Source organism: Nonomuraea sp. NPDC059194 (assembly GCF_042754765.1).
GTDB lineage: Bacteria > Actinomycetota > Actinomycetes > Streptosporangiales > Streptosporangiaceae > Nonomuraea.
Genome location: NZ_JBHZBH010000056.1, coordinates 1 through 26,341, shown reverse-complemented (window position 1 = coordinate 26,341; position 26,341 = coordinate 1). Strand labels below are relative to the sequence as shown.

The following is a 26,341-nucleotide window of genomic DNA, read 5'->3' as shown; positions in this document are numbered from 1 at the left end:
GCGCATGCGCGTCATGGTCACCGGCGGCGCCGGGTTCATCGGATCCAACCTCGTCGACGCCCTCCTGAAGGAAGGGCACGAGGTCGCGGTCGTCGACGACCTGTCGTCGGGGCACGAGGCCAACGTCAACGAGGGCGCGCACCTGCACGTCCTCGACATCCTCGACCCCGCGCTGGCCGACCTGGCCGCCGCGTGGCGGCCTGAGGTCATCTGCCATCTGGCCGCCCAGATCAGCGTGCGGGCCAGCGTTGCCGACCCCGTGCACGACGCCCGCGTCAACGTCGAGGGCACCGCCCGCGTGCTCACCGCCGCCCACCGCGGCGGCACGCGCAAGGTGGTCTTCGCCTCCTCCGTCGCGGTGTACGGCAGGCCGCACGTCATCCCCGTTTCCCGCGACGCGGCCACCGATCCGCGCTCGCCGTACGCGGCCAGCAAGCTCAGCGCCGAGACCTACCTGGCCGCCTTCAGAGCGCTGCACGGCATCGACTACACCACGCTGGTGCTGTCCAACGTCTACGGCCCGCGCCAGTCGCCCGACGGCGAGGCGGGCGTCGTGGCCATCTTCACCGACGCGCTGCTGTCCGGCACGCCGACCCTGCTGTACGGCGACGGCGACCAGACCCGCGACTACGTCTACGTCGAGGACGTCGTCGACGGCTTCGTCAGGGCCTGCGGCACGACGGGCGGCGGCAGGCGCTTCAACCTCGGCACCGGCCTCCAGACCACCGACCGCCACCTCCACACGCTCGTCGCCGCCGCCGCGGGCGCGCCCGACCGGCCGGGTTTCGCCCCCGCCCGCCTCGGCGACCTGCCCGCGATGGCCGTCGATCCGCTGCCCGCCTTCGAGGGGCTGGGCTGGCAGCCGCGCACCGAGCTGTCGACGGGGCTGAAGGCGACGGTGGAGTGGGCGCTGGGTCGCCGCAGGTAGTTGCTTGATTACGCTTTGCTTGCGATTCACGAGTCGGCTTACTGACCCTGGGCGACTTCTGTAGCGTGGGCCACATGCGCACGTTGAGAGCTCTGGTCGCCCCGGCGATTTCCCTGGTCTGTGGCGGTGACGCCGCACCTCCGGGTGTCTCCTGGACCTGATCGCCCTGGGGGGCCGCAATGCGTGGACTGCCATGGCCTGCGAAGGTCTACCTGGTCGTCGTCATCGGGGCGGCGGCCGCCCTGGTCGGGCACAGCCTGCTCGCCGGACACCTCTTCCGGTCGGGCGAGCCCGGCACGCTGCTCGTGCTCGCGTTGCTCTTCCTGGTGTGCGAGTCGATGCCGACGCTGCTCAACGTCGAACAGTTCGCGGTGTCGGTCAGCTTCTCCGCCGCGCTGGCCGCGGTGGTGCTGGTCGGGCCGGAGGGTGCGGCGCTGGTGGGGCTGACCGCCGTGCTGAGCGTACGGCCCGGCCTGCCGCTGGTGAAGCGGCTGTTCAACGGGGCGCAGTTCGCGATCTGCGGCTACGTGTCCGGGCAGGCCTACCTGTTCTTCGGCGGCGTGGCGAAGGTCCCCACGGTCAACGCCTTCGAGGCGTTGATCGGGCCCTACGCGGTGGCCGCCGCTTTGTTCGTCCCGCTCAACATCGTGCTGACGCTGACCATGGTGTGGCTGGCGACCCAGGTGCGGGCCGAGGAGCTGCCGGTCAGCGGCATGACCCAGTTCCTGCTGTCCTACTTCGGCTACGCCACCTTCGGGCTGCTCGTGGCGGGCCTGTGGGCCACGGTGGCGTCGATCTCGGCCGTGCTGGTGCTGCTGCCGCTCTTCGTCGCCCGCTGGGCCTTCGGGCAGTACCACGCCCAGCAGCGCTCCTACGACGCGACGATCGCGGCGCTGTGCCAGGCCGTCGAGACCAAGGACTACTACACCCGCGGCCACTGCACGCGCGTGTCGCTGGCCTCCACGATGATCGCGCAGGAGATCGGGATGGGGGTGGAGCGGCTGCGCGCCATCCGCTACGCGGGCATGCTCCACGACGTGGGCAAGCTGGGCGTGCCGACGAAGGTGCTGCAGAAGGACGGGCCGCTGACCGAGGAGGAGTTCGCGGCGATCCAGCTGCACCCGATGCGGGGGCTGGAGATCGTGCGCGGGATCGACTTCCTCGACGAGGCGTTCGCGGGGATCATGCACCACCATGAGCGGCACGACGGCCGTGGCTATCCGATGGGGCTCGCGGGCGCCGAGATCCCCGAGTTCGCGAGGATCATCGCGGTGGCCGACGCGTTCGACTCGATGACGTCCGACCGGTCCTACCGGGGGGCGCGGCCGGTCGAGGTGGCGGTGGCCGAGCTGCGCAAGGGCGCGGGCACGCAGTTCGACCCCGAGATGGTGGCGGCGTTCGTGCGGGCGCTGGAGCGCGAGCCGTGGCAGCCGCCGCGCACGGTGTCGCCGCCGCCGTCCGACGTGAGGGAGACGACCACCAAGGACCACGACGACCCGACCATGCCGATCGAAGTGGTGGGCGGGCCGTGATGGCGAATCGGGTCTTCCAGGGGCTCGACTCCGGGCAGTTGCTGCTGATCGCCGCCGCGGGGCTGGTGGCCGTCGCGGGGGTGGCGCACACCGCCGCCGTCGGTCTGGTGCGGCCCGACATCGCCGTCGGGTTCGGCGCGCTGATCGCCATCGGCGAGCTGGCCAGGCTGACGATGCCGGGCAACAGGGAGGTGGCGCCCATCGGCGCGGCCGCCGCCCTCGGCTACACGCTGCTGCTCGACCTCAGCAACGTCCCGCTCGACCACACCGCCCTGCAGGTGGTCGCGGTCATCGCGGTCGGGATGATCGCCGGGGCGCTGCCGCATCTGGCGGTGGGCCGACCGCCCAGGCTCGACGCGATGGCCAGGCGCCTGCTCACCGGCGCGCTGCTCGCCTTCGCCTTCAGGCCGCTGGCCGGCACCCTCTACACCCTCACCCAGGAGCCGACCGAGACCTGGTGGCCGGCGCTCATCGTGATGGTGGTGCTGATCGCGCTCACCCTGCTGGCCGACGTGCTGATCGCGGCCATGCTCAGGGCCGAGCAGGTGCGCACCGCGTTCAAGGTCGCCATCAGAGACGAGCTCAGGATGGCCTTCCCGCTGGGCGCCGCCGTGGCCGCCTCAGGGGTGCTGCTCGCCCTGGCCTGCCACAGCATGGACCTGGTGGCACTGCTGGTGTTCGCCGCGCCCCTGCTGGTCACCCAGGTGGCCTTCCGCAAGTACGCGGGCATCAGGGCCACCTACCTGCAGACCGTGCGGGCGCTGTCGAGGGTGACCGAGGTCGGCGGCTACGTCGAGCCTGGCCACTCGCGCAGGGTGAGCAGGCTGTCGGTGGCGATCGGCAGAGAGCTGGGCATGGCCGAGCCCGAGCTGCTGGAGCTGGAGTACGCGGCGCTGATGCACGACATCGGGCAGCTGTCCCTGCGCGACCCCATCCCCGGCGGGGCGACCGTGCTCACCGATCCCGAGCAGGCCAGGCGCATCGCCGAGCTGGGCGCCGAGGTGATCAGGCAGACCGGCGTGCTCGACCGGGTGGCCGACCTGGTCAGGCGGCAGTGCGACTCGATGGCCGAGGATCCGCCGCTGTCCAGCCGCATCATCAAGGCCGCCAACGCCTACGACGACCTGGTCGGCGGCTCGACCGACCGCGACCGCGCGGGAGCGGCGCTGGAGCGGCTCAGGCTCGGCATGGGCGGCGAGTACGACCCCGCCGTGATCGAGGCGATGGCCCGCGTGGTCGACCGCCTCGCGCCTGTGCACCGGCTCTAAGCCCGACGCGCACCTAGCGCGTTTCGTCCGGCTCACTTTTGTGGGCTTCCTACAAGACGCGCTCGCCGGATCGGTGGTTTCGGGGGAAAGGGATCGAGCTGGCGCCGGCCGTAAGGTGGGCGTCGTGCTTAATGAGACGCTCGGAACCGTCCTGATCGCCAACCGCGGTGAGATCGCGAGGCGGATCATCCGCACCGTCCAGCGGCTGGGTCTGCGCGCCGTCGCGGTCCACTCGGAGGCCGACGCGGACCTGCCCTTCGTTCACGAGGCCGACGAGGCCGTGCTGCTGGGCCCCGCCAACCCCGCGCAGAGCTACCTCGACATCGACAAGGTGCTGGAGGCCGCGCGGGCGACCGGCGCGCAGGCCATCCACCCCGGTTACGGGTTCCTCGCCGAGAACGCCGCGTTCGCCAGGGCCGTGGTCGAGGCGGGGCTGATCTGGATCGGTCCCGCTCCCGAGGCCATCGAGCGGATGGGTGACAAGATCAACGCCCGCAACCTCATGGAGGAGGCGGGCGTTCCGGTTGCGACCGGCACCCGCGAGCCGGTCACGGACCTCGACCAGGCGCTGGTGCAGGCCGAGCGGATCGGCTACCCGGTCATGGTGAAGACCGCGGGCGGCGGCGGCGGCATCGGCATGAGCGTCGCCGACGACGCCGACGGCCTGGCCAAGGCGTTCGAGCAGGCCTCCAGGGCCGCCGCGCGCTTCTCCTCGGGCGACGAGGGCCCCGCGATCCTCCTCGAGCGCTACATCGCCCGCGCCCGCCACGTCGAGGTGCAGATCCTCGGCCTGCCCGACGGCACCGTGGTGGCGCTCGGCGAGCGCGACTGCTCCGTGCAGCGCCGCCACCAGAAGGTCGTGGAGGAGTCGCCCTCGCCCGGCATCACCCCCGAGCTGCGCGAGCGCATGCTGAAGGCCGCGGTCAGGGCCGGCGAGGCGGTCTCCTACCTGGGCGCGGGCACCGTCGAGTGCCTCGTCGACGCCGACGAGCAGGACTTCGTGTTCCTGGAGATGAACACCAGGCTCCAGGTGGAGCACCCGGTCACCGAGCTCGTCACCGGCCTCGACCTGGTCGAGCTGCAGCTCAGGGTCGCCGCGGGCGAGAGCCCCTCGGTCACGCCCGACGTCAACGGCCACGCGATCGAGTTCCGCGTCTACGCGGAGGACCCCAAGCGCTTCTTCCCCGGCCCCGGCGCCATCACCGTGTGGGAGGAGCCGTCGGGCCCCGGCATCCGCGTCGACTCCGGCTACGCTGCCGGCACCACGGTCACCCCGTTCTACGACCCGCTGATGGCCAAGCTCTGCGTGTACGGCGCGACCCGGGCCGAGGCGATGGAGAAGGGCAGGCAGGCGGTGGCGGCGTTCAAGGTCGAAGGGCCGAAGAACAACCTGCCGTTCTGCGCCGAGCTGCTCGACCACGCCGAGTTCGTCAGCGGCGACTACGACACAGGCCTGGTCGGCCGCATGCGCGCCAAGTGACCGTGACACAGTTGAAGTAGTGAAAGAGGGGAGTTTCCGTGGCTGAGGTACACGCCGAAATGGTGGCGAACGTGTGGAAGGTCGTCGTCGCCGAGGGTGACACCGTCGAGGAGGGCGACACGCTCGTGATCCTCGAATCCATGAAGATGGAGATCCCGGTGCTGGCCGAGGACGACGGTGTGGTCGCGCTGAAGGTGGCCGAGGGCGACGTGGTGCAGGAAGGCGACCTGATCGCCGTCATCAGCTAGACGGTGTCCGTGGGGGCGAGCCGCCCGAGGAACTTCTCCCTGTCGACGACCACCCGCTCGATCGTGCCCTTGCCCACCAGCGTGGTGCGATCGCGGGCGGTGAAGCCGAACACCAGGCGCCGGCCGTCCACCGCGGTCAGCTCGGCGCTGATCTCGACGTGCGCGCCGACGGGGCTGGCGGCCAGGTGGTCGAGCTCCACCTTGGTGCCGACGGAGGTCTCGCCCGCCCCGAGGTGGTCTCTGACGGCCTGTACGGTCGCCATCTCCGCCAGCGCGAGCAGCCGGGGCGTCGCCAGCACGGGCACGTCACCGCTACCGATCTTGGTGGCGAGGTCCTCCCTCTCGACCATGATGAGCAGCGACGAGCGGAGACCTGGGGCGAGCGTCATACGGCCAGCCTACTGAGATCACGTCTCGGGTACCGGACAGACAGGAATCAGTCCGAGGCATCAAGATAGGGTTTGTACGGCTTGCGCCAATTGTGTGGTGACGGAATGGCGCAAGCCGTACACTTCTCAGAATTCCGTGACCTCTGCGTTACCTCGCCGCGATACAAATCCGCTTTGTTGGAGAACCCTGGGGTGGGAGAGGTTCCAGACGACAGGGGGTAACGGGGGAGACATGGTGGCCCAAGGGACGACGCTGGCGGGGCGATATCGCCTCGACACCCGCATCGGCGCCGGCGGCATGGGCGAGGTGTGGCGTGGCGAGGACATCGTCCTCGCCCGCACCGTCGCCGTCAAGGTGCTGCTTCCGGGCCGCACGGACGACCCGGGTTTCGTCGCTCGCTTCCAGGGCGAGGCGAGGGCGATGGCGACGGTCAACCATCCCGGGGTGGTCGACGTCTACGACTACGGGGTTCACCAGGTGGCGGGCGCGGGGGCGACCGTCTACCTGGTGATGAAGTTCGTCGACGGCGAGCCGCTCGACCGCTTACTGCAGCGCCTGGGGCGCATCGCACCCGAACCCGCCATGGAGCTCATCGCCCAGGCGGCCTCGGCGCTGCAGGCCGTACACGACCAGGGCATCGTGCACCGCGACGTCAAGCCGGGCAACCTGTTGGTGCAGCGCGACGGCACGCTGGTCCTCACCGACTTCGGCATCGCCCGCCAGGACGTGGCCAACCGGCTCACCGACGCGGGCATGGTGCTCGGCACCGCTGCCTACTGCGCGCCCGAGCAGGCCGAGGGCGCGCCGGTCACGCCCGCCGTCGACATCTACGCGCTCGGCGTGGTGGCCTACGAGTGCCTGGTGGGCGTGCGCCCCTTCGACGGTGACAGCCCCGTCACGATCGCGCTCAAGCACATCAGGGAGGCGCCGCCGCCGCTGCCCGCCGAGATCCCGCCCGCGGTGCGGGCGGTGGTGGAGCGGGCCCTTTCCAAGGACCCCGCGCGACGCCACGCCAGCGCCGCGGCCATGGCGGCGGCGGCCAGGCAGGCCGCGCAGTCGCCCCACTCTGCGGGTTCGCCGCCCTCGCTCACCGATCTGCCGGTCATGGCGGGAGCCGTGGCGGCCACGCCGTCGCCCGCCACGGGAGCGATCCAGTCGCCCGACCAGTCCACGGTGGCCACCCAGGGCTCGCGCCGGGGGGCCCGCAGGGCCGCCAAGTCGGGCGGCGGCAGGGGCGTGCTGGTGGCGGGCATCGCCACGGTGGCGGTGCTGGGCATCGGCGCCGGCGCCGTCGCGCTCACCGGCATGGACGGCCCGAAGGGGCCGACGGACGTCGCCACCTCGCCGGTCGCCGACGACACCAAGACCACCCCGGGCAAGACGGCCAAGCCGCCCAAGCCGAAGCCGACCGAGCCCACCGAGGAGCCAGAGCCGACGCAGGAGAGGACCACCAGGCCGCCTTCGACGCCGCCGACGACGAAGGAGGCCGAGGTCGACAAGCCCAGCCAGACGCCCACGCCCACGACGTCCCATCAGACGAAGCAGGTCGTGCCGAGTGTCCTGGACCTGCTGGTGGACGAGGCGAAGGCCGAGCTGGCGAAGTCGGGCTACAAGATCCGCGTCAAGGCAGTCATGGTGATGGAACCCGACAGCTGCCAGAAGGTCGCCTCGCAGACCCCGAAGCCGGGCATGCCTCTGGCCAAGGGCAGGTCGGTGACGGTGTCGACGGTGAGCGACCAGTGCCCGCCCGGCAAGTCGCCCAGCCCGTCGCCGTCACCGACCCCTACCCCCAGCACCACGCACACCCCGACGGGCACCGCCAAGCCCAAGTCGTAGCCGCTCAGACTCCCGTGGTGGTGCGGGGGTAGGCGACCTGCGGGTCGGTGGCGATGTTCACCAGGTACGGCACGCCGGAATCGAACGCCCGCCGCAACGCGGGCCCGATCTCCGACGGCTTGGTGACCAGCTCGCCACCGCCGCCGAGCGCGGTCACGACCTGGTCGTAGCGCGTCTCGGGGCGCAGCTCGGCGGCCACGTCGTAGCCGTACAGCAGCTGCATGGGGTGCTTTTCCAGCCCCCACATGCCGTTGTTGCCGCACACCATGACGACCGGCAGGTTGTGCCTGACCAGAGTGTCGACGTCCATCAGCGAGAAGCCCGCGGCGCCGTCGCCGAGCAGCAGCACCACCTGCGAAGACGGGCGGGCCAGGCGGGCGGCGATGGAGTAGCCGAGCCCCGTGCCCAGGCAGCCGTAGGGCCCGGGGTCGAGCCAGTTGCCCGGCTGGCGGGGCTCGACGTACTTGCCCGCGTAGGAGACGAAGTCGCCGCCGTCGCCGATCACCACCGCGTCGTCGGCCAGCACCTTGCCCAGCTCGCCGTAGACGCGCATGGGGTGGATCGGGTCGGAGGAGGCGGCCAGGAGGTCGGCGTCGCTCGCGATGGCCGCGGCGGCCGCCTGGGAGAGCGTGTCGAGCCACGAGGAGTAGCGGGAGGGCTTCACGCCCGCGTCGCCGCATGCCGTACCGAGGCTCCAGAACACCAGCGACAGGTCGCCCGCGGCGGAGGCGGCGGGCTGCATGTGGGTGGCCAGCTGCGAGGGCGCGTCGGCCAGGTGGACGACGCGGGCCAGTGGCGCCCCCTCCTTGCCGCCGAACCAGCCGTAGCCGAGACGGAAGTCGAGCGGCGTGCCGATGACGATCACCAGGTCGGCCTGGCCGAAGGCGAGGCCGCGAGCCCTGGTGACCAGCAGCTCATGACCCGCCGGCAGGATGCCGCGGCCCTGGCCGTTGGGGATGACCGGCAGCCGCCACGCCTCCACGAAGTCGCGGGCCGCCTCCTCCGCGCGGTCCATCCACACATCGGAGCCCAGCACGACCACCGGACGCTCGGCCTCGGCCAGCAGCCCCGCCACGCGGGCGATCGCGTCGGGGTCGGGCTCCAGCGGGGACGGCGTCTGCGTCTGCGCCTGGTGCATCTCCGACGGCGAGAACAGGTGGTCCATGAAGAAGTCGACGAACACCGGGCCCCGGTGTGGCGCGATGGCCGTGCGGAAGGCCATCTCGACGTCCTGGCCGATCGAGTCGGCCGCCGAGGAGGTGAACGACAGCTTGGTGATCGGTTCGAGCAGCGGCGGATGGTCCATCTCCTGCAACGCGCCGCTGCCCCACCTCGACTGCGGCGCGCGCCCGCCCATGACCACGACAGGCGAGCCGTTGAAGTGCGCGGTGGCGATGCCGCTGACGCCGTTGGTGATGCCAGGCCCCGCGGTGAGGACGGCGAGACCCGGCTGCCTGGTCAGCCTCGCCGTCGCCTCGGCGGCGAACACCGCGCTCTGCTCGTGTCTGACGTCGAGGATGCGCAGATCCTCGTGCACGGCGCCGTCATAAAGAGGGAAGACGTGCCCGCCGGAGAGGGTGAACATGGTCTCGACGCCGTAGGCCTTGGCGACGGCGACGGCGGCGTCGCCAGCGTGCTTCGCAGACTCCATGGCCGGGAACCTACCAGCCGGTCACCGTTCCAAACAGATGCCTGGTCAGAGCTTGCGGCCGACGGCGCCGTACCCGTCGACCTCGGGTGGGTTGATCCCCTCGGGCCGCCACCTCGACACCGACACCAGCCCGGGCTCCACCAGCTCCAGCCCGTCGAAGAACCGGGCGATCTGCTCGGGACTGCGTTGGATGTACGGCAGCGCCCCGCTCTCGTTGTACTGCTGGTGCGCCTGCCTGTTGGCCGAGCTGTGCACGTTCGTGCCGTCGTTGAGCGCCAGGTAGCTGCCGGGGGCGAGCGCGTCGAGCAGCCTGCCGACGATCGACAGCGCCTCCTCGTCGTCGACCACGTGGCCCATGATGCCGCTCAGGTTCAGCGCGACCGGGGCGTCGAAGTCGAGCGTCTTGGCGGCCACGGCGAGGATTGCGTCCGGCTCGCGCACGTCGGCGTCGATGTAGTCGGTGGCGCCCTCGGGGGTGCCGGTCAGCAGGGCGCGGGCGTGTGAGAGCACGAGAGGGTCATTGTCGACGTAGACGACCCTGGCCTCGGGCGCGATCCGCTGGGCGATCTGATGGGTGTTGTCGGCCGTCGGCAGCCCCGTGCCGATGTCGAGGAACTGCCTGACGCCTGCCTCGGCCGTCAGCCAGGTGATCGTCCGCTGCAGGAACGCCCTGGAAGCCCGCGCGCCCGCCGCCATGCCGGGGAAGATCTTCAGGAACTCCTCACCGGCGATCCTGTCGACCTCGTAGTTGTCCTTGCCGCCGAGCCAGTAGTTCCAGATCCTGGCCGAGTGCGGCACGCTGGTGTCGATCTCGCTCATGCAACTCCTTCGACGTGGACCCCTGCTCGGCAGCGGTCTTCGACGTGGGAGACACCCTGCTCGGCAGCGACCTTCACGTGAAGGCCACGCGACCTTCACGTGAAGGCCCCTGGGCGGCAGTGGCCTTATGTCCGGAGGCCCCCGGTCGACAGCGGCTCAGGGCCACGCCGCGGCGACCCCCGATCCGGGTGTGCAGGATGTCAACGCCCCAATCTAGCGATCATTCACGAGCCCGTGGGTAACGCGCCTGATACCTGTTTGTCGCCAACTTCGGACGACAGCGTCGCGTCTATCAGGCATGGGGATGATGACGACGGGGGCGGCGGTCATGACCGCCGCGAGCATGATGCTGGGAACCACGGCCACCACGCTGCCGGAGGGCTTCCTGCTCTGGGAGAACAGGTCGAGCGGCTGGGACACCTTCGAGGTGTCCGACCGGGCCTCGACGCCGCTCATGGTCGACGCCTGCCACGACAGCTACTGGAACAGGCGCGGGGGCGTCGAGAAGGGACGCGTGGCGGCCAGGACCGTCTACCGGCAGCAGGAGATCGACCTCGGAGGCGAGCAGGTGGCGCTCTACCGGAACGAGGCGGGCGCCCGCGCGGCCATGGACGCGATGCGGGCAGAGTTGAAGAAGTGCGCGACACGGGGCAAGGGCGAGATCGAGAAGGTCACCTACTACAGCAAGCCGCTCAAGCTCGGCGACGAGGCCATCAGGGTGGGAGCCCGGTACTGGGAGGGCGGGCTCAGGCAGGTCGCGGTGCGCAGGGGCGCGGCGATCATGGTCTACACCGAGACGGCGTGGCCGACACCCTCGCTGCCGATGGCGGAGTTCAAGCCGCTGCTGAAGGACGCCAGGGAGATGGCGCGCAAGGTCTGCTGGCTTCCCGAGGCCGCCTGCCAGAACCGTTAACAGCGGCATTCGCTGACCGCCGTACCGGGTCCGGGCAGAGGCCGCATCTGGGCGGCAGGGACTCGGGCGGGGGTTGCAGTGAGGCCCGCCCGTGGCTGGTCAAGTCGCGACCATCGGCCTGGCCATGCGGCCATCACACGGCCACGACGGTCACTATGCTTTCGAGCCCCTTGAAGTCCGTGTCGTTGCGCGTGTAAAGCGGCAGGCCTCTGGTGGATGCCACCGCTGCGATCATCAGATCCATTCTGCGGGGACGAGGGTCACGATTGGCGGCGACGGTGAGGGCTACCAGGTTCCCATAACGAGCGGCGGCGTCACCGTCGAACGGCAGTGATTCAAAGTCGGTGACGGCCGCCTCCGACTTCTCCATACGTGCGGCCCTGGCTCCCGCGTCCTTTGCCATGGCGACGCCCTGGTGGAGTTCGGCAAGAGTGATTGCGGTGATCTCCGGGATGATCGGCAGCCGTGCCGGGTCGATCAGATCCAGATCGATGGAGGGGTAGGTGTGGAGTACGCCCGCCTCGTAACTCAGGCATTGTTGACCTCTCAGGGGTCGTCGCTGCCGACCCGGTCTTCCGTTCCAAAGAACTCGTCCGCGTCCGAACGAAAGGCCTGTTAGTGGAGCAAAGCTCAGCAGCTCACCGTGACTTTCCGTTCGAATGCGCTTGGCGGTCGTATTCCGGCAGGTCAAGACCCTCATGATGCGGGCGAGTGGGGTTGTGGCGCGCGATTCAGACAGGGAAGCGGTCCACACGGAGCACGGCGACCTCGCCTTGCGGGTCGAGCAAGACGTAGGTTACCGAGATCCCTTTGTAGTCCCAGACGTACATGTTGCCGGTTGGGCTGAGCTTGCGACCGTTGTCCGGGGTCAGCCGGAGCACCTCGTAGATCTCCAGCAGGACATTGACCTCGGCGTGGGCCAGGCCGTCGATCTGAGCCTCGGCGACGTCGCTGCCTATGCGGATGGTGTACACCTACAGCTGGACTCCGCGCCGAGCCAAGACCTCGGCCAGGGTCGGGCCCGCCGGACGCGCGCCAGACTGGATCTCCTGCGCTTCTTCGTGCATTCGCTGCCAGTCGCCGGGGTCCTGGGCCGCGCGCGTGGCGATGCGCCACCACGCGGACAAGAAGTCATCCAGCGCTGCCAAGTCGACGACGGCCGCGTGGGCGATCGCTTCGAGTTCGACGTCGAACGCAGCCACGTTGGCCGCGGGCAAGGACGCGCGCACGGCGGTGAAGGTCCGCTCGATGCGCGGATGGTGACTGTCGTGTCGCTGGACGGTCATGACGACGCCTCACCTCCTGTCGGTCACCACATTCCATCCCAGCCTATCGAGCAGATCGGCCAAAGGCATTGAGCTCCGCGAACCCCGTTCCACTTCGACGCGCTGACTTCCCGTTGTCGGGCGCTCGCCGCTTCACCGTGTGCGCTATCGATATCGCGAGCGACTGATCGGCAGGCCTACTCGCATCAGCTTCAACACGTCACGAACGCCACTTACCGAGCCAAGCGCATCGGCCACCAGGGCCTCATCGCCTTGGCACTGATCGCCGCCGGTAGGGTGCTCACCTCGCTCCAGGTCCACCTCACCCCACCTGAAGCTCTGTTTCTCTCGGCAGGGCGGTCGGGATACCGGGGCGCGTGGTCAACGGGGGCGGGACGGGGCGGGAGCCCCCGGGGAAGGCCAGCCCCTCGCCGTCAGGCGAGGGACCTTGCCTTTCAGGGCCGTCGCAGGCGCGTGACGAACTTGTAGCGGTCGCCGCGGTAGAGGGACTGCGCCCACTCAACAGGGTTGCCGTCGGCGTCGAAGGCGTGCCTGGTCAGCAGCAGCATCGGCAGGCCCACGTCGACGCCCAGCATCTGCGCGTCGTACGGCGTCGCCAGGACGGTCTCGATGACCTCCTCCGCGTCGGTCAACCGTACGTTGTAGGCGTTGTGCAGCGTCTCGTACAGCGAGGAGTGCACCTCCAGCTCTCGCCGCAGCCTCGGGAAGCGGCGCGCCGACAGGTGGGTGGTGTCGATGGAGACGGGCTCGCCGTTGGCCAGGCGGAGCCGGTGGATGCGCAGCACCCTGCCGCCCGGGTTGATCGCCAGTCGCCTGGCCAGCGCCTCGTCGGCGGTGATGTAGCTGATGTCGAGGATCTTCGTGTCGGGCTCGAGGCCCGCCGTACGCAGATCGCCGATGTAGGAGGTGAGCTGCAGCACCTGAGCCACCTTCGGCTGGGCGACGAAGGTGCCCTTCCCCTGGATGCGTACCAGCCGGCCTTCCACCACCAGCTCGGTCAGCGCCTGGCGGACGGTCGTGCGGGAGGTCTCGAAGCGCACGGCGAGCGTCCGCTCGGGCGGCAGCGAGCTGCCCGGCGTGAGGCTCTTGGTGAGCTCCAGCAGACTCCGTTTGACGTCGTAGTACTTGGGTACGCGAGGGGACTCTTCTGTCACGCTCTCACCTTCACTCCAGCCACGGCGGTGAGGGCGTGTCTGATCACCGCGAGATCATCGGAACTCAGATTGGCCCGAGTGGTCAACCGCAGGCAAGAGTGGCTTGCGGGCACCCGGATCCGTTGGGCCGTCGCACGCGCATATATGGGCTGCTCGGGCTGATTGTGAAGGATATCCGTGGCCGAGCGTGCGGTGATAACCGCCTCCGGTCTCGTACGCCAGATCAAGGCCCTCGACCACTTTCCTGCGTTCCGCGGTGTGATGCTGTTCACAATGTGAGATGCCCCAAAAGCGCTGTACCCGCACTTGGGACGGGGCGAGTTGGTTGTTGTGGCCGAAACCACGCATGATGCACTCGTGCCGACTCTCAGCGACCTCGTCGTCCGCCACACCGCACTCGACGCGGCGGACCTCGAATGGCTGCACTCGCTGGTCTCCGACTGGCAACTGCTGGCCGACCTGTCGTTCGCCGATCTCATCCTGTGGGCGCCGCTGCTCGACCGCGGGAGCGCGCGTACGGCCGAGCTCGACCAGCCGCAGGGCGACAGCGGCTGGATCGCGATCGCCCAGATGCGCCCGACCACCGGGCCCACCGTCTACCACGACGACATCGTCGGCACCGTCTCGGCCAAGGGCGAACGCGGCCTCATCGACACCGCGTGGAACGAGCGGCGCATCTGCCGCGAGGGCGATCCCGACTGGTCCACGGGCGTGCCGGTCCGCGAGGAGACCATTCCGGTACGGCGGGCGATGGCCGGCGGCGAGGGCCGCTTCCTTGGCGTGATCCAGCGCTCGACGAACCTGTCGTCGGCCCGCACCCCCTCGCGGCTGGAGCTCACCTACCTGCAGAGCGCCTCCGACCTGGCCCAGATGGTGGCCGAGGGCCGTTTCCCGTTCTCGGGCGAGGAGCCGATCCTGGTGCGCTCGCCCCGCGTTGGCGACGGCCTGCTGCGGCTCGACCGCGCGGGCAGGGTGACCTACGCCTCGCCGAACGCGCTGTCGGCCTACCGCAGGCTCGGCCTGCACGCCGACCTGGTCGGCGCCGAGCTCGGCAGGCTGACGGCCACGCTCTGCTACTCCGATGAGCCGATCAACGAAGACCTGATGATCGTGGCGAGCGGTCGCGCGGCCAAGGAGACCGAAGTCGAGTCCGGCGGCACGATCGTCCAGCTGCGGGCCATCCCGCTGATCGTCGGCGGCGGCCGTATCGGCGCCCTGGTGCTCATCCGCGACGTCACCGAGCTGCGGCGGCGCGAGCGCGAGCTGATGACAAAGGACGCGACGATCCGCGAGATCCACCACCGCGTCAAGAACAACCTGCAGACCGTCGCCGCGCTGCTGCGGCTGCAGGCGCGCCGCCTCCAGGTCCCCGAGGGCCGCGAGGCGCTGGAGGAGGCGGTACGGCGGGTCGGCTCGATCGCCATCGTTCACGAGACGCTGTCGATGGCGCCGGAGGAGTTCGTCGACTTCGACGAGATCGCCGACCGGGTCATCGCGATGGCCGGTGAGGTGTCGGCGCCCGAGGCGGCGGTGACGCCGCGCCGGATCGGCACCTTCGGGGTGCTGCCCTCGCTCATCGCGACGCCGGTGGCGATGGCGCTGACCGAGCTGCTGCAGAACGCCCTCCAGCACGGGCGGCCCCGACAGCTCCAGGTGGTCGTGGAGGCGGGCGGCGACCGGCTGAACGTCGTGGTGTGGGACGACGGGCGCGGGCTTCCGGCGGACTTCGACCTGGACAGCTCGACCAGCCTCGGCCTGCAGATCGTGCGGACGCTGGTGGAGGGGGAGCTGTCGGGCAAACTGTCGATCGAACCGCGTCAGGGCGGCGGCACCGAGGTCACCTTGTCGATCCCGCTGCCCGCCTCGTGACGACCGCTCGCCGCTTGGCCGCTCAGGCTCGCCCTCGGGCGTGGCCGAGGAGTGGGACCGCCGGGATCCGGGGGCGCGCTCGGCGGCAGGGAGCGGCCCGGGAAAGACCTCAGCCCGCGCTCGACGTGCGAAGCGCGGGCCCGAGTCTCGTGTTCCGCAGCCCCTCAGGGCCGCGGGCCTGGCAGGAAAGCCTCACTCGCCAGGCATCATGGAGACGACGAGGTTCAGGTGTCGTTCAGGCGGTGGCGCGAGCGCGGGCGCGGGCCGTGCGGCGCTTGAGGGCGCGACGCTCGTCCTCGCTGAGACCGCCCCACACACCGGCGTCCTGCCCGGATTCGAGGGCCCACTTCAGGCACAAGTCCACAGCCGAGCAGGAACGGCAGACCTGCTTGGCCTCCTCGATCTGCATCAGGGCCGGGCCCGTGTTGCCGATCGGGAAGAACAGCTCAGGGTCCACGTCACGGCAGGCAGCTCGGTGGCGCCAGTCCATGCGTCCACTCCTTCGTAGATGGAGCCGCCGCTAGCCGACTCCGTGCGGTCTACTTTGTGAAGACTTTCACTAACTAGCGCGAGCCTTTACCCGAATCCTGGGTTGGACCCGGGGGTGTCCGCGCTGTCGCCGGTAGGAGCCTCGGGTGGTTTAAAGGTCCTACGTTCCGACGTCACTGATGAGACTTCCAGCCACGCTTAGTACATGCAAGAGGTTTGGGGCGAAGTTTTGGTGGATATGGATGTCGGATGCATCACACAATGACCGTATGTAACCATCTAGACCAGTACTTGTAACGCGTTCGGGATAGACCGAAACGTCACCGACTCGCGCTCTCCGAGGTAGTCACCGTCGAGCTGGAAGGCGACGGGGCGGTCTGCGGAGATCGTGAACTCGGGCTCGTCATGGAGCTGGACGAGGTGCCGGCCCTTGGGAAGGGTGTCACGCTCCGTGAGGATCTGGTGGATGATCGAGGCCATCGACGGAAAGCCCATCCGCTGGAGCCCCAGAAGATCGAGTCCGGTGTCGAAGCTGGCCCACGGCGTCGGCGAGACCGCCTGTGAGCCGACGTAGGTCCACGGCGTGGTGTTGCAGATGATCGCCATGAAGACGCCCTCGGCGGTCGGGATGCCCGGCCCCTTGACGGTCATCGCGGCATGCCGCTTGTCCGTGGACAGGTAGTGGCGCAGGGCGGTGTTCACGTACCGTGCGGGGGTCGCCTTGCGTCCGGCGCCACGCAGGCCCTCGACCGCGCGCACCACCTCGGCGTCGTAGCCGAGCCCGGAGCAGAAGGTGAAGTACCGGCTCTGGTCGTCCCAGAGCGCCTGACCCAAACCCACCGACCGTTGACGGCCCTCCTGCAGCGCCTCCAGCACCGCGCCGGTGGCCTGGACGGGGTCGTTCGGCAGGCCGAGCGCGCGGGCGAAGACGTTCGCGCTGCCGCCGGGGATCACCAGGAGCGACGGGCGCTCGCCCTGGTCGTGGCCCTCGCCTGCGAGCAGGCCGTTGACCGTCTCGTTCACCGTGCCGTCGCCGCCGAGCACCGCGACGGTGTCGTAGCCCTTGGAGCGCGCGGTGCTCGCCAGCGCGGCGGCGTGCCCCCGGTAGGCGGTCTCTTCGACGGTCAGCTCGACGGCCGCGCTGAGCGCGCGGATGAGCACGTCTCGCGTGCGGTGGTTCGTCGTCGTGGCCTTGGGGTTGACCAGGAGCATCGCGCGCATACGGCAAGCGTAGCCAACGATCGATGTCCGTCTTGTCGGCAAATGGTCATGACTGACCTATCTGTCGGATGGCGTGGCGGGCCGATTGCGGGACCGCGGTAGGGGAGCGGGATGATGGGAGGTCGGCGGCCGGTCTGACGAACCCGATGTGACGGCGGCCGGCCGAAGTCCCGCTGGAGTAGCGTGGAGGACGGGCGGTCACCGGTGACCGCCGTGGCCTTGACCCCGCTTGCCGTACAAGAGGAAAGAACACACGCATGCGCCCATGGAGCTTGGTGGTGGCGGCCGCGATCGTGGCGCTGGAAGGGCTGGTGGCGCTCGGCCTCGGGCTCTACGCGGCGGTCGGCACCCTCGCGGGCCAGGCGACCGAGACCACCGCGGCCATCGCCGAGGCCGCGTTCGGGCTGCTCATCGGCGCCGGGCTGATCTGGGTCGCCTGGGGCGGGTTGCTCAGAGCCGAACGCTGGAGCAGAGCGCCCGGCGTGCTGACCCAGATCTTCATGCTCCCCGTGTCGATCACGGTGATCCAGTCGGGCCAGCCCGCGATCGGCATACCACTGCTGGTCGTCGCGATCGCGGGCCTGGTCACGCTGCTCGCGCCACCCACCACCAGGGCACTGTACGGCGACCAACCGTCGACGTCATCGCACGGCGGCGACTAGTCTTCGGCCGTCAGGCCCTCACGCAGCTGCGCGAGCGTGCGGGCCAGCAGCCGCGAGACGTGCATCTGGGAGATCCCGAGCTCGGTGGCGATCTGCGACTGCGTCATGTTGCCGAAGAACCGCAGCAGCAGGATGCGCTTCTCCCGCGGAGGCAGCCGCTCCAGCAGCGGCTTGAGCGACTCGCGGTACTCGACACCCTCCAGCGACTCGTCCACGATGCCCAGCGAGTCGGACACGGCGGGCGCGTCGTCGTCGCCCGAGTCGGGGGCGTCGAGCGAGACCGTGGAGTAGGCGTTGGCCGACTCCAGACCCTCGAGCACCTCCTCCTCGGTCATCTTCAGGAACGTCGCCAGCTCGGCCACCGTCGGCGCACGCCCCTCACGCTGCGACAGCTCGCTTATCGCCTTCGTCAGCGAAAGCTTGAGCTCCTGCAGCCTGCGCGGCACCCGCACCGCCCAGCCCTTGTCGCGGAAGTGACGCTTGATCTCACCGACGATGGTCGGGGTCGCGTAGGTGGAGAACTCCACCCCGCGCCCCAGGTCGAACCGGTCGATCGACTTGATCAGGCCGATGGTGGCGACCTGGGTCAGGTCGTCGAGCCATTCGCCCCTGTTGCGGAAGCGACGGGCCAGGTATTCCACCAGGGGAAGATGAAGCTCGACCAGCTCGTCCCTGATGCGCTGCCTGCGCGGCTCGTCGGGGCCCAGCTCGGCCAACTCGGCGAAAAGCATGCGGGCGCGCACCCTGTCGGGCACGGCGTGGTCGCTGGCGGCCATGGCTCCAGTCCTTTCCGTCACGCCGGCCTCGCCGCGCCTCGGCGCTTACGCAGGACGATCGCCATGCGGTCGGGGGAGTCGGTCACCGCGTCGACGTCGTCGGCCAGGGCCGTCAGCACCATCCACGCGAAGTCATCGCGCTTCGGCGCCGAACTGCCCACGGTGGCGACCTCCACCCTGACCTGCATCTCCTGCCCGGTCAGCTCGAACTCGGCCGTCAAGTCGGTGCCCGGCACCGCCTCGTTCAGCAGCATGGCGCAGGCCTCGTCGACGGCGATGCGCAGGTCCTCGATCTCGTCGAGCGTGAAGTCCAGCCGTGCGGCCAACCCGGCGGTCGCCGTACGGAGCACGGACAAGTACGCGCTCGCGGCGGGAAGCCTGACGCTCACGACATCACGGATCACGCGCGCCTCGGTGTCCTCGGTCACGTTCCTCCTCGCGTATAGGACGCTCTCTGCAACTTACCGCCACCTGGAGCCGGTTGGCGTCCTCAGACGCGCCAACCAACGAAAAAGGCCCCGCGCGAGCGGGGCCCTTCAGCGGCGGTTCAGGCCGCCTTCGTCTCCCAGAAGATCTTGGAGATGTCGTCGATCTTGCCGAGCAGCTCGTCGGCCTTGCCCACGTCCACCGTGCCCTTGGCGCCCGCGGCGCCCGCCAGCTTGGTGGCCTCCCAGAACAGCTGGTGCAGCTGCGGGTAGGTCTCCAGGTGCGGCGGCTTGAAGTAGTCGGTCCACAGCACCCACAGGTGGTGCTTGACGAGCTCGGCGCGCTCCTCCTTGATGGTCAGGGCGCGAGCGCGGAAGACCGGGTCCTCGTTGCCTGCGTACTTCTCCATGATCGCCTTGACCGACTCGGCCTCGATCCGGGCCTGGGCGGGGTCGTAGACACCGCAGGGGAGGTCGCAGTGCGCCGAAGCGACGTGCTTGGGTCGTAGCAGTCGTGCGAGCATCAGAAAGTCCTTCCTTGATGCTGAATCAGCTTGGTCCAGTTACCGACCATACTCGTGCGGGGAGATCATCAGCCCATGAGGGTGCGTGTCGAAGGAGACTCCATGCGGCCCGCCCTGCGGCCCGGAGACTGGCTGCTGGTACGGCGTGGCGCCGCGGTCCATCCGGGCGACCTGGTCGTGGCCAAACTCCCCGGCGAACCCTCGAAGCTGATCGTCAAGCGCGCGCAGTGGCACGGGACGGACGGGTGGTGGCTGGAGAGCGACAACCAGCGCGCCTCGGGACGCAGGGACAGCTGGGACTTCGGGCCAGTCGCCGACATCGTGGGCCGTGTCATGCTGCGCTACTGGCCGCTGCCGCGCCGCCTCTAGCGGTCGTTCCTGCGGCGGGCGCGGTAGGCGGCGACGTTCGCCCTGCTGGCGCAGCGCTCGGAGCAGTAGCGGCGGGAACGGTTGGAGGAGGTGTCGACGAACACGTTCGAGCACCGCTGCGCCCTGCAGCCGCCCAGCCTGTCGACACCCAGCTCGGTGACGACGGCGGCCAGCCCCATCACCAGCCCGCCCTCCGCCAGGTGCAGATGCCAGCCCTGCCCGTCGTGCGCCGAGATCTGCGGATGGACCGGATGCCGCGCGAGCAGGGTGTTGAGCAGCTCGACCGCCTCGTCGTGCTTCTCCGCGTCGGCGAGCGCGAAGACCGAGATGAGCTCCTCACGCAGGCCGTACTCATCAGGAAGCTCGCCGTTGACCACAAGGACGGCCAACTCCGCGTATGAGGTCAGATCCAACCTGTCAACACTCCTTACACGTCTGCGCGTCACACTATGTGGCAGAATCCAGAAACGGGTGACCCCCGTACCCACTCACGAAGACGCCTGCCCTACGACACCTTTCGTGCGGCGTCAAGTTCGTGTCCGTTCCGAATGACTACTGGGGTCGCTGTGGCTGTCACGCCCGCTTCTGTCTCTCTCGAATCCCTCGATCTGGATCCGGCCTTCGCCCTGCACCGTGGGGGTAAGCTGGAGGTCCGCTCCACCATCCCCGTCCGCGACGCGGACGACCTCTCCCTCGCCTACACCCCCGGGGTGGCCAAGGTCTGCACGGCCATCGCCGAGTCCCCCGAACTCGCCAGGGACTACACCTGGGTGTCCAACGTCGTCGCGGTCGTCTCCGACGGCACTGCCGTCCTCGGGCTCGGCGACATCGGCCCGTCGGCCGCCATGCCGGTCATGGAGGGCAAGGCGCTGCTGTTCAAGGAGTTCGCCGGGGTCGACGCGGTCCCGATCTGCCTCGACTGCACCTCCGTCGACGCCCTGGTGGAAACCGTCGCCAGGCTCGCGCCGTCCTTCGGCGGCATCAACCTCGAGGACATCAGCGCACCCCGCTGCTTCGAGGTCGAGGACCGGCTGCGTGATCTGCTGGACATCCCGGTCTTCCACGACGACCAGCACGGCACCGCGATCGTCGTCCTGGCCGCGCTGCAGAACGCCGCCCGCCTGACAGGACGCCCGCTCAGCGCGCTGCGCGCCGTCGTCGCCGGGGCCGGGGCCTCGGGCGTCGCCGTCACCCGCATGCTGCTCAACGCGGGCATCGGCGACATCGCGGTGTCCGACTCGAAGGGCATGATCTACGAGGGCCGCTCCGGGCTGAACCCCTTCAAGCAGGCCCTGGCCGCCGACACCAACAAGGCCAGGCACACGGGCTCGACCGAGCAGGCACTGGCCGGCGCCGACGTGTTCGTCGGGCTCTCGGGCTCGACGGTGCCGGAGGAGGCCATCGCCTCCATGGCGGCCGACTCGATCGTGTTCGCGCTGTCCAACCCGACGCCCGAGGTGCACCCGTCCGTGGCCGCCCGTTACGCGCGGGTGGTGGCGACGGGGCGGTCCGACTTCCCCAACCAGATCAACAACGTGCTGGCCTTCCCCGGCGTGTTCAGGGGAGCGCTGGACGTCCGGGCCTCGACCATCACCGAGAACATGAAGGTGGCGGCGGCCACGGCGCTGGCCGACGTGGTCGGCGACGCGCTGCGGGAGGACTACGTCATCCCCAGCCCGTTCGACCCGCGGGTCGCCCCTGCCGTCATCGCCGCGGTGGCCGCCCAGGCCCGTGAGGACGGCGTGGCCAGGCTGTAGGTTCGGCTTTCCGCCCCCGGCGCGCTGTCGCCGGGGGCTGTTCGCTGTCCGGGGAAGTTGGTCGATCCTTGGGGGAACGGCGATATCGACGTTACGTTCCGTGCTAGAACTGAAGCTCCCTGTAATGATCCGCTGAGAGGGGCCCATGGAACGCGAGGCCAACCGGCCGCTCCAGGCGCTCATCGCCGAGGCGGGCTTCTCCCACAAGGGGCTCGCCCGCAGGCTCAACGACCTGGGCGCGGCCCGAGGCACGCCCGGCCTGAAGTACGACCACAGCTCCGTTCTGCGCTGGATCGGCGGTCAGCGTCCGCGTGACCCCGTTCCCTGCCTGCTGACGGAGATCTTCGCCCTGCGTCTCGGCCGTCCGGTCACACCGGAAGACCTCGGCATGCCGGTCATCGCCACACCCCTCCATCTCGGTCAGGAGTTCACGCACACGTGGCAGGAGGGGGTGGCGACAGTGACAGCTCTGTGGCGGGCGGACGTCGAACGACGCAGGTTCCTGGTCGACTCCACGTTCGCGATCGGAGCGGGCTCGGTCGGCGCCATCCGGTGGCTGACCTTCCCGTCCGAGGGCCATCCCACGGCGGCAGGCGGGCGGAAGGTGGGGGCGAGCGACATCGCCGCCATCCACGAGGTCACCCGCTCGTTCGGCGAGCTCGACAACAGGTTCGGCGGCGGCAGGGTCCGCTCCGCGGTGGTCAAGTACCTCGACACCGCCGTCACTCCGCTGCTCAAAGAGGGTTCGTACGGCGAGGGCACGGGCAAGCGGCTCGCCTCCGCTGCCGCCGAGCTGACGAGGCTGGCCGGATGGATGGCCTACGACCTCGAACAGCACGGCTTGGCCCAGCGCTACCTCATCCAGGCGCTCCGCCTGGCCCGCGGCGCGGGCGACGACGCTCTCGGTGGCGAGATCCTCGCCGGAATGAGCCACCAGGCCCTCTATATGGGCCAGCCCGCCCACGCCCTCGACCTCGCCCGCGCCGCCCAGCAGTCGGCGCTTCGCTCTGGCATCCACACGCTCATGGCGTCCTGCCACGTCCTGGAGGCCCATGCGCACGCGGGGCTGGGCGACAAGATCGCCTGCGGGGCCTCCCTGAACGCGGCCGAACGCGACTTCGCGCTGCGCTCGCCGGGGGAGGAGCCGGCCTGGCTGTCGTACTTCGACGAGGCGTACCTGGCGGCGAAGTTCGCGCACTGCTTCAGGGATCTGGGTGAGGGGGAGCGTGCCGTACGATATGCGCGCAGGTCGCTGGAGATGGACGGCCGATACGTGCGCGGGCGGATGTTCAACCTGTCGCTGCTGGCGGCGGGGCTGCTGCAGTGCGGGGAGCTGGAGGAGGCCTGTGAGACGGCCACGGAGGCGCTGGGGCTGGCCAACGAGCTCCAGTCGGTCAGGACCCGGTCGTACGCGCTCGACCTGCGACGGCGGCTGGAGCCGTACCGGTCGGAACCCTTGGTGGCCGCTCTGAACGAGCACGTCAAGGAACTCACCCCGGTATAAAGCGCCCACCCGTTGCGCACCTGGGTGGTCAGACACTTGGATCCCGCCCGGGGGACAAAGGCCCTCGCTTCGCTCGGACGTCCTTCAAAAAGCGCCCACCCGTTGCGCACTTGGGTGGTTGGGCACCTGGATCCCACCCGGGGGACAACGGCCCTCGCTCCACTCGGACGTCCTTTTAAAAGCACCCGCCCGTTGCGCACTTGGGTGGTCAGACGTTTGGATCCCACCCCGGTCGCGAAGGGCCACGCTTCGCTCGGACGTTCCTCAACAAGCGCCCACCCCTTGCGCCCTTGGGTGGTCTGAAGCGCTCCGGCTTCGATGGAGGCTCGTTCCCTTGAGAGGATCGAGTCGTGGCAGCCAAGTCCCCCTATCCGGCCGAACTGCGTAAACGTGCGGTGTGGATGGTCGCCGAGGTCCGCCCGGACTACCCGACCGAGTGGGCCGCGATCAACGCGGTCGCCGCCAAACTCGGCATCGGCACCGCCGAGACACTGCGCAAATGGGTCCGCCAAGCCCAGATCGATGCAGGACAGCGGCCGGGCACCACTACCGACGAGGCCGACCGCCGCTACGCCGAATGGCTCAGGCAGGAAGAGGCGGCGTTCGGCGAGCCCCTGCCCGACGACCCCGCCCTCTGGGAAGAGATGGCCGGCCGGCTGCGCCGCTCTCCCCCCGAGGTCCGCGCCGACAACGAGCATGAGCTCGCGGACGGCAACACCGCATGATCCGCGGACGCGTCCTGCACACCCCCGCCGTGGCCGCTTACCTCGCCGGTGACCGGCTCATCCGCATCACGGTGGCCGCCGCCGCCCGCGAGGCGATCCCCCTGCTACTGCCCACTGCGGCCCTGGCCGCCGCGACGGCTGAACACCCGGACCTGTACATGCAGCAGCTCGCCGCCAGAGTTAAGGCACTGCTGGACAGCGCCGCCGTGATCGTCGACCACCTGGTGGCCGAGGACCCCCACCGGGACCAGACTCGCGACGGCGAACGCGCCATCCGCTCTGGCTTCCTCATGAGCGTGCTCGGTCTCACCCTGGACGACGCGCAGACCGCTGGCGTGGCACTCAACCGCTCCGCCCCGGTCTTCACCACGCGGGCGGGCGCCGTCCGCCTGGCGAAGATCGAGCCCCGTCTCGCATTCGACCTGATCGGATGACCGGCAGGCGGAGCGCACCGGCCGGGCACGTGACGCCGTGAGGTCGGCTCCGCGTGTCCGACCTCCCATGCGGCCGTGCGCGACCATCGCGGACCTCTTCGCGGGCATCCGGGCTCCCACGGCAACCCAAATCCGGTCGTAGCTTCAGACTCCGCGCGCGGTCTCTTGTGACGAAGCGGGCAGCCACTCTCGGGGAGTGATTGGCATCGCCTTGCCAGCTTTAACGAGGAACTGATTGAAACTGAGAAGCGTTGTTTTACGACCACTTCTCAGTTATCGTCAGTCGCATGGAGCGCCCCGAAGTCGAAGCGGCACTTGAACGCGTAGGCCGCGAGGTCACTGCGGATTCGCTGGAGTCTGAAACTCTCGACTTCAAGCTGGTCTCGGACTCTGTCAAGGCCACCTACAACCTCCTTGCCGACGCGTTGGTCTGCTTCGTGAACGCGCGAGGCGGAACAGTGATTCTGGGGGTGGATGACAGGGCGTCCACCCGGGCTGACGCGCTGCGTGGAGTGCCTGAGCAGTACTCGGTCGATCAGCTGCGGAAGGGGGTCTTCGACCGCACCCGGCCTCCGATCACTCCGTTCGTTTGCGAAAAGATCGTCGATGGAGTCAGGCTGCTCACCTTGACCGTCCCTGAAGGGGTCATGCCTCACAGCAACGCGGCCGGCCTGTCGACGCGGCGCCTGGGAAAGGAATGCCTTCCGTTCCCGCCCGATCAGCAGCGCGAAGTCATGATTGCCCGAGGGCAGGTTGACTGGTCGGCCGAGCCGTCGAGCGCCGAGCCAGAGAACCTGAGTCCGGTGGAGTTCGGCAGGTTGCGCAATCTCCTCGTCGCTGCGGGCCGCGAACACCTGGCAGACCTCTCCGACCGGGCGTTGCTGGACTCTCTGAGACTGACGGCCTCGGATGGCAGTGTGACCAACGCGGGAGTGCTCCTCCTTGCTGAGGAATCGCTCATACAGCAGGTGATCCCGAGTTACGGGTACTCCTACCAGTTCCGCCCGACGCTGGGCAGCGAGGCAACCGGCCGGATGCGAGGCACGCGCCCGTTGCTCGCCGCTATCGAGGCACTCACCGAATCGATAGCAGTGCGACGCGAGGTGCATCCGCTCAATATCGCCGGGGGCGTGCAACTGCAACTCACGGACTATCCCGCCGAAGCTGTACGAGAGCTGATCGTCAATGCGTTGATCCATCGCTCCTACGAGACGAGCGGCACGGTCGACGTCGAACACTCACCCGAGCGCTTGATCGTCGTCAGCCCTGGCGGGCTGGTCTCCGGCGTTACGCCGGAGAACATCCTGACTCATCCGTCCACGCCAAGAAACCGCCTTCTCACTGAGACGGTTTCCGCGTTGCAGTTGGCGGAGCGCACGGGGCAGCGTGTCGACCGTGCATATCGCGAGATGCTGAGGATAGGCAAGGAGCCGCCGGCCTTTGATGACTCGGGGACGATGGTGCGGGCGACGCTGGCCGGTGGCATTGGAAACGATGCTTTCGTCCGCTTCATCAATGAGTTGCCGCTGCGCGTGGGACGAGATGTCAACGTGCTCCTCGCCCTCTCGCATCTGAGAAGGCGGCGGAGCATCGACGCATCGCACCTTGGAACGCTGATCCAACGCTCTCCCGTCGAAGCGCAGCACGTGCTTGCCTCCATGGCCGGTGAGCGTCTCATCGAACCATCCAGGCGTACGGTGGCCAAGGCGTTTCCCTCCTATCGTCTCCAGTCCGAGGCGGTGGCAGCGATGTCGCGGGCTATGAGCTATCACTGGCACACCATCGACGGCATCGATCAGAAGATCGTTGATCACGTGCGGGAGTATGGCTTCGTCACCAATCGCACTCTGCAACGGCTCTTCGACATCCACGTATATGCCGCTCGTGATCTGCTCAACAGTCTTCGCGATCGCGGGATCCTGGAAAAGATCGGTGAAGCGAAGGGTGGGCCGGGCGTGCGATACGGGCCTGGTCCGCGATTTCCGAACTAGGGCGTGTTTCAGAAGTGGATCACGTGAGTGATCTACTTCTGGGATGATCTTCGGGTGGGTCGTGGTGATTTGACCGCCGCTCAGTGGGCG

Annotated in this window: 27 protein-coding genes and 1 pseudogene; 15 read left to right on the top strand and 13 right to left on the bottom strand. The window is 69.1% G+C overall.

The window, feature by feature from the left end; translation table 11 throughout:
• Positions 1-4: 4 nt before the first annotated feature.
• The 5 genes from ACFXJ8_RS39965 (at position 5) to ACFXJ8_RS39945 (ending at position 5,456) form a co-directional block, all read left to right on the top strand.
• On the top strand, positions 5-928 hold the full coding sequence (locus ACFXJ8_RS39965) for an NAD-dependent epimerase/dehydratase family protein (RefSeq protein WP_379650149.1): 924 nt from the start codon (positions 5-7) through the stop codon (positions 926-928).
• A 179-nt stretch (positions 929-1,107) separates the two neighbouring features.
• On the top strand, positions 1,108-2,460 hold the full coding sequence (locus ACFXJ8_RS39960; protein WP_379650147.1) for an HD-GYP domain-containing protein: 1,353 nt from the start codon (positions 1,108-1,110) through the stop codon (positions 2,458-2,460).
• A complete protein-coding gene (locus tag ACFXJ8_RS39955) occupies positions 2,460-3,728 on the top strand; it encodes an HD-GYP domain-containing protein (protein WP_379650177.1) in 1,269 nt (422 codons plus the stop codon). The genes ACFXJ8_RS39960 and ACFXJ8_RS39955 overlap by 1 nt, the downstream gene beginning before the upstream one ends.
• Positions 3,729-3,852: 124 nt before the next feature.
• A complete protein-coding gene (locus tag ACFXJ8_RS39950; RefSeq protein WP_379650146.1) occupies positions 3,853-5,208 on the top strand; it encodes an acetyl/propionyl/methylcrotonyl-CoA carboxylase subunit alpha in 1,356 nt (451 codons plus the stop codon).
• Positions 5,209-5,246: 38 nt separating this feature from the next.
• Positions 5,247-5,456, top strand: a complete 210-nt coding sequence (locus tag ACFXJ8_RS39945) for a biotin/lipoyl-binding carrier protein (protein WP_379650144.1) — start codon at positions 5,247-5,249, stop codon at positions 5,454-5,456.
• Here ACFXJ8_RS39945 and ACFXJ8_RS39940 read toward each other — a convergent pair.
• Complete coding sequence (locus ACFXJ8_RS39940; RefSeq protein WP_379650142.1) at positions 5,453-5,845, bottom strand: thioesterase family protein; 393 nt, start codon at positions 5,843-5,845, stop codon at positions 5,453-5,455. The two genes, ACFXJ8_RS39945 and ACFXJ8_RS39940, sit on opposite strands and share 4 nt — an antisense overlap.
• 232 nt (positions 5,846-6,077) lie before the next feature.
• Here ACFXJ8_RS39940 and ACFXJ8_RS39935 point away from each other — a divergent pair, with 232 nt between their 5' ends.
• Positions 6,078-7,682, top strand: a complete 1,605-nt coding sequence (locus ACFXJ8_RS39935) for a protein kinase (protein ID WP_379650141.1) — start codon at positions 6,078-6,080, stop codon at positions 7,680-7,682.
• A 4-nt stretch (positions 7,683-7,686) separates the two neighbouring features.
• Here ACFXJ8_RS39935 and ACFXJ8_RS39930 read toward each other — a convergent pair whose 3' ends face one another.
• The gene (locus ACFXJ8_RS39930) at positions 7,687-9,333 is read right to left on the bottom strand and encodes an acetolactate synthase (RefSeq protein WP_379650139.1); all 1,647 of its coding nucleotides are present in this window, start codon (positions 9,331-9,333) and stop codon (positions 7,687-7,689) included.
• Between the two features lie 45 nt (positions 9,334-9,378).
• Positions 9,379-10,152: an SAM-dependent methyltransferase gene (locus tag ACFXJ8_RS39925; protein WP_379650138.1), complete on the bottom strand. Its 774-nt coding sequence runs from the start codon at positions 10,150-10,152 to the stop codon at positions 9,379-9,381.
• 304 nt (positions 10,153-10,456) lie between these two features.
• Here ACFXJ8_RS39925 and ACFXJ8_RS39920 point away from each other — a divergent pair, with 304 nt between their 5' ends.
• Positions 10,457-11,065, top strand: coding sequence for a hypothetical protein (locus ACFXJ8_RS39920; protein ID WP_379650136.1), 609 nt, complete (start codon positions 10,457-10,459; stop codon positions 11,063-11,065).
• 133 nt (positions 11,066-11,198) lie between these two features.
• Here ACFXJ8_RS39920 and ACFXJ8_RS39915 read toward each other — a convergent pair whose 3' ends face one another.
• From ACFXJ8_RS39915 to ACFXJ8_RS39900, 4 genes are all read right to left on the bottom strand, one after another.
• Positions 11,199-11,756, bottom strand: coding sequence for a type II toxin-antitoxin system VapC family toxin (locus ACFXJ8_RS39915; protein ID WP_379650134.1), 558 nt, complete (start codon positions 11,754-11,756; stop codon positions 11,199-11,201).
• Between the two features lie 40 nt (positions 11,757-11,796).
• Complete coding sequence (locus ACFXJ8_RS39910) at positions 11,797-12,039, bottom strand: hypothetical protein (RefSeq protein ID WP_379650132.1); 243 nt, start codon at positions 12,037-12,039, stop codon at positions 11,797-11,799.
• A complete protein-coding gene (locus ACFXJ8_RS39905) occupies positions 12,040-12,351 on the bottom strand; it encodes a DUF6247 family protein (protein ID WP_379650131.1) in 312 nt (103 codons plus the stop codon). It abuts the gene before it with no gap.
• Between the two features lie 434 nt (positions 12,352-12,785).
• Positions 12,786-13,505 carry a GntR family transcriptional regulator gene (locus tag ACFXJ8_RS39900; protein WP_354921679.1) on the bottom strand — a complete coding sequence of 240 codons (720 nt, stop codon included), beginning with the start codon at positions 13,503-13,505 and terminating at the stop codon, positions 12,786-12,788.
• Positions 13,506-13,862: 357 nt separating this feature from the next.
• On the opposite strand from ACFXJ8_RS39900, the gene ACFXJ8_RS39895 reads away from it, so the two are divergent.
• Positions 13,863-15,374 carry a sensor histidine kinase gene (locus ACFXJ8_RS39895; RefSeq protein WP_379650129.1) on the top strand — a complete coding sequence of 504 codons (1,512 nt, stop codon included), beginning with the start codon at positions 13,863-13,865 and terminating at the stop codon, positions 15,372-15,374.
• A gap of 235 nt (positions 15,375-15,609) precedes the next feature.
• Here ACFXJ8_RS39895 and ACFXJ8_RS39890 read toward each other — a convergent pair whose 3' ends face one another.
• Together ACFXJ8_RS39890 and ACFXJ8_RS39885 are read right to left on the bottom strand one after the other, a co-directional pair.
• Positions 15,610-15,864, bottom strand: a complete 255-nt coding sequence (locus tag ACFXJ8_RS39890) for a WhiB family transcriptional regulator (RefSeq protein ID WP_379650127.1) — start codon at positions 15,862-15,864, stop codon at positions 15,610-15,612.
• A 278-nt stretch (positions 15,865-16,142) separates the two neighbouring features.
• Positions 16,143-17,084, bottom strand: a complete 942-nt coding sequence (locus ACFXJ8_RS39885) for a diacylglycerol/lipid kinase family protein (RefSeq protein ID WP_379650125.1) — start codon at positions 17,082-17,084, stop codon at positions 16,143-16,145.
• 257 nt (positions 17,085-17,341) lie between these two features.
• Here ACFXJ8_RS39885 and ACFXJ8_RS39880 point away from each other — a divergent pair, with 257 nt between their 5' ends.
• Positions 17,342-17,746: a hypothetical protein gene (locus tag ACFXJ8_RS39880; RefSeq protein WP_379650123.1), complete on the top strand. Its 405-nt coding sequence runs from the start codon at positions 17,342-17,344 to the stop codon at positions 17,744-17,746.
• On the opposite strand, the gene ACFXJ8_RS39875 is transcribed toward ACFXJ8_RS39880, so the two are convergent.
• The 3 genes from ACFXJ8_RS39875 to sodN form a co-directional block, all read right to left on the bottom strand.
• Positions 17,743-18,522 (bottom strand): RNA polymerase sigma factor SigF, encoded by a 780-nt coding sequence (locus ACFXJ8_RS39875; RefSeq protein WP_379650122.1) that lies wholly within the window; start codon positions 18,520-18,522, stop codon positions 17,743-17,745. The two genes, ACFXJ8_RS39880 and ACFXJ8_RS39875, sit on opposite strands and share 4 nt — an antisense overlap.
• 17 nt (positions 18,523-18,539) lie before the next feature.
• Positions 18,540-18,950 (bottom strand): anti-sigma factor, encoded by a 411-nt coding sequence (locus ACFXJ8_RS39870; protein ID WP_183655876.1) that lies wholly within the window; start codon positions 18,948-18,950, stop codon positions 18,540-18,542.
• A 119-nt stretch (positions 18,951-19,069) separates the two neighbouring features.
• Positions 19,070-19,471, bottom strand: coding sequence for a superoxide dismutase, Ni (sodN, locus tag ACFXJ8_RS39865; protein ID WP_379650121.1), 402 nt, complete (start codon positions 19,469-19,471; stop codon positions 19,070-19,072).
• Between the two features lie 30 nt (positions 19,472-19,501).
• Between sodN and ACFXJ8_RS39860 the strand changes: the two genes are divergently transcribed.
• On the top strand, positions 19,502-19,840 hold the full coding sequence (locus ACFXJ8_RS39860) for a S24 family peptidase (protein WP_379650119.1): 339 nt from the start codon (positions 19,502-19,504) through the stop codon (positions 19,838-19,840).
• Here the strand turns inward: ACFXJ8_RS39860 and ACFXJ8_RS39855 are convergent.
• Entirely contained in the window at positions 19,837-20,253 is a 417-nt protein-coding gene (locus ACFXJ8_RS39855; protein WP_379650117.1) for a CGNR zinc finger domain-containing protein, read from the bottom strand. The genes ACFXJ8_RS39860 and ACFXJ8_RS39855 overlap by 4 nt on opposite strands.
• A gap of 135 nt (positions 20,254-20,388) precedes the next feature.
• Here ACFXJ8_RS39855 and ACFXJ8_RS39850 point away from each other — a divergent pair, with 135 nt between their 5' ends.
• The 5 genes and pseudogenes from ACFXJ8_RS39850 (at position 20,389) to ACFXJ8_RS39830 (ending at position 26,251) form a co-directional block, all read left to right on the top strand.
• Positions 20,389-21,597, top strand: a complete 1,209-nt coding sequence (locus ACFXJ8_RS39850; protein WP_379650115.1) for an NADP-dependent malic enzyme — start codon at positions 20,389-20,391, stop codon at positions 21,595-21,597.
• Between the two features lie 145 nt (positions 21,598-21,742).
• Positions 21,743-23,101, top strand: a complete 1,359-nt coding sequence (locus tag ACFXJ8_RS39845) for a hypothetical protein (RefSeq protein WP_379650113.1) — start codon at positions 21,743-21,745, stop codon at positions 23,099-23,101.
• Between the two features lie 350 nt (positions 23,102-23,451).
• Positions 23,452-23,664 (top strand): annotated as a pseudogene (locus ACFXJ8_RS39840) (IS3 family transposase); the annotation flags it as partial.
• A gap of 158 nt (positions 23,665-23,822) precedes the next feature.
• Positions 23,823-24,260 carry a hypothetical protein gene (locus tag ACFXJ8_RS39835; RefSeq protein WP_379650111.1) on the top strand — a complete coding sequence of 146 codons (438 nt, stop codon included), beginning with the start codon at positions 23,823-23,825 and terminating at the stop codon, positions 24,258-24,260.
• Positions 24,261-24,547: 287 nt separating this feature from the next.
• Positions 24,548-26,251, top strand: coding sequence for an ATP-binding protein (locus ACFXJ8_RS39830; RefSeq protein WP_379650109.1), 1,704 nt, complete (start codon positions 24,548-24,550; stop codon positions 26,249-26,251).
• Positions 26,252-26,341 lie beyond the last annotated feature (90 nt).

Bases quoted from the DNA above. Each gene is read 5' to 3' on its own strand.
- ACFXJ8_RS39965 (WP_379650149.1), top strand. From the start codon at position 5: ATGCGCGTCATGGTCACCGGCGGCGCCGGGTTCATCGGATCCAACCTC.
- ACFXJ8_RS39960 (WP_379650147.1), top strand. From the start codon at position 1,108: ATGCGTGGACTGCCATGGCCTGCGAAGGTCTACCTGGTCGTCGTCATC.
- ACFXJ8_RS39955 (WP_379650177.1), top strand. From the start codon at position 2,460: ATGGCGAATCGGGTCTTCCAGGGGCTCGACTCCGGGCAGTTGCTGCTG.
- ACFXJ8_RS39940 (WP_379650142.1), bottom strand. From the start codon at position 5,845: ATGACGCTCGCCCCAGGTCTCCGCTCGTCGCTGCTCATCATGGTCGAG.
- ACFXJ8_RS39935 (WP_379650141.1), top strand. From the start codon at position 6,078: ATGGTGGCCCAAGGGACGACGCTGGCGGGGCGATATCGCCTCGACACC.
- ACFXJ8_RS39930 (WP_379650139.1), bottom strand. From the start codon at position 9,333: ATGGAGTCTGCGAAGCACGCTGGCGACGCCGCCGTCGCCGTCGCCAAG.
- ACFXJ8_RS39925 (WP_379650138.1), bottom strand. From the start codon at position 10,152: ATGAGCGAGATCGACACCAGCGTGCCGCACTCGGCCAGGATCTGGAAC.
- ACFXJ8_RS39920 (WP_379650136.1), top strand. From the start codon at position 10,457: ATGATGACGACGGGGGCGGCGGTCATGACCGCCGCGAGCATGATGCTG.
- ACFXJ8_RS39905 (WP_379650131.1), bottom strand. From the start codon at position 12,351: ATGACCGTCCAGCGACACGACAGTCACCATCCGCGCATCGAGCGGACC.
- ACFXJ8_RS39890 (WP_379650127.1), bottom strand. From the start codon at position 15,864: ATGGACTGGCGCCACCGAGCTGCCTGCCGTGACGTGGACCCTGAGCTG.
- ACFXJ8_RS39885 (WP_379650125.1), bottom strand. From the start codon at position 17,084: ATGCGCGCGATGCTCCTGGTCAACCCCAAGGCCACGACGACGAACCAC.
- ACFXJ8_RS39880 (WP_379650123.1), top strand. From the start codon at position 17,342: ATGCGCCCATGGAGCTTGGTGGTGGCGGCCGCGATCGTGGCGCTGGAA.
- ACFXJ8_RS39875 (WP_379650122.1), bottom strand. From the start codon at position 18,522: ATGGCCGCCAGCGACCACGCCGTGCCCGACAGGGTGCGCGCCCGCATG.
- sodN (WP_379650121.1), bottom strand. From the start codon at position 19,471: ATGCTCGCACGACTGCTACGACCCAAGCACGTCGCTTCGGCGCACTGC.
- ACFXJ8_RS39850 (WP_379650115.1), top strand. From the start codon at position 20,389: ATGACTACTGGGGTCGCTGTGGCTGTCACGCCCGCTTCTGTCTCTCTC.
- ACFXJ8_RS39845 (WP_379650113.1), top strand. From the start codon at position 21,743: ATGGAACGCGAGGCCAACCGGCCGCTCCAGGCGCTCATCGCCGAGGCG.
- ACFXJ8_RS39835 (WP_379650111.1), top strand. From the start codon at position 23,823: ATGATCCGCGGACGCGTCCTGCACACCCCCGCCGTGGCCGCTTACCTC.
- ACFXJ8_RS39830 (WP_379650109.1), top strand. From the start codon at position 24,548: ATGGAGCGCCCCGAAGTCGAAGCGGCACTTGAACGCGTAGGCCGCGAG.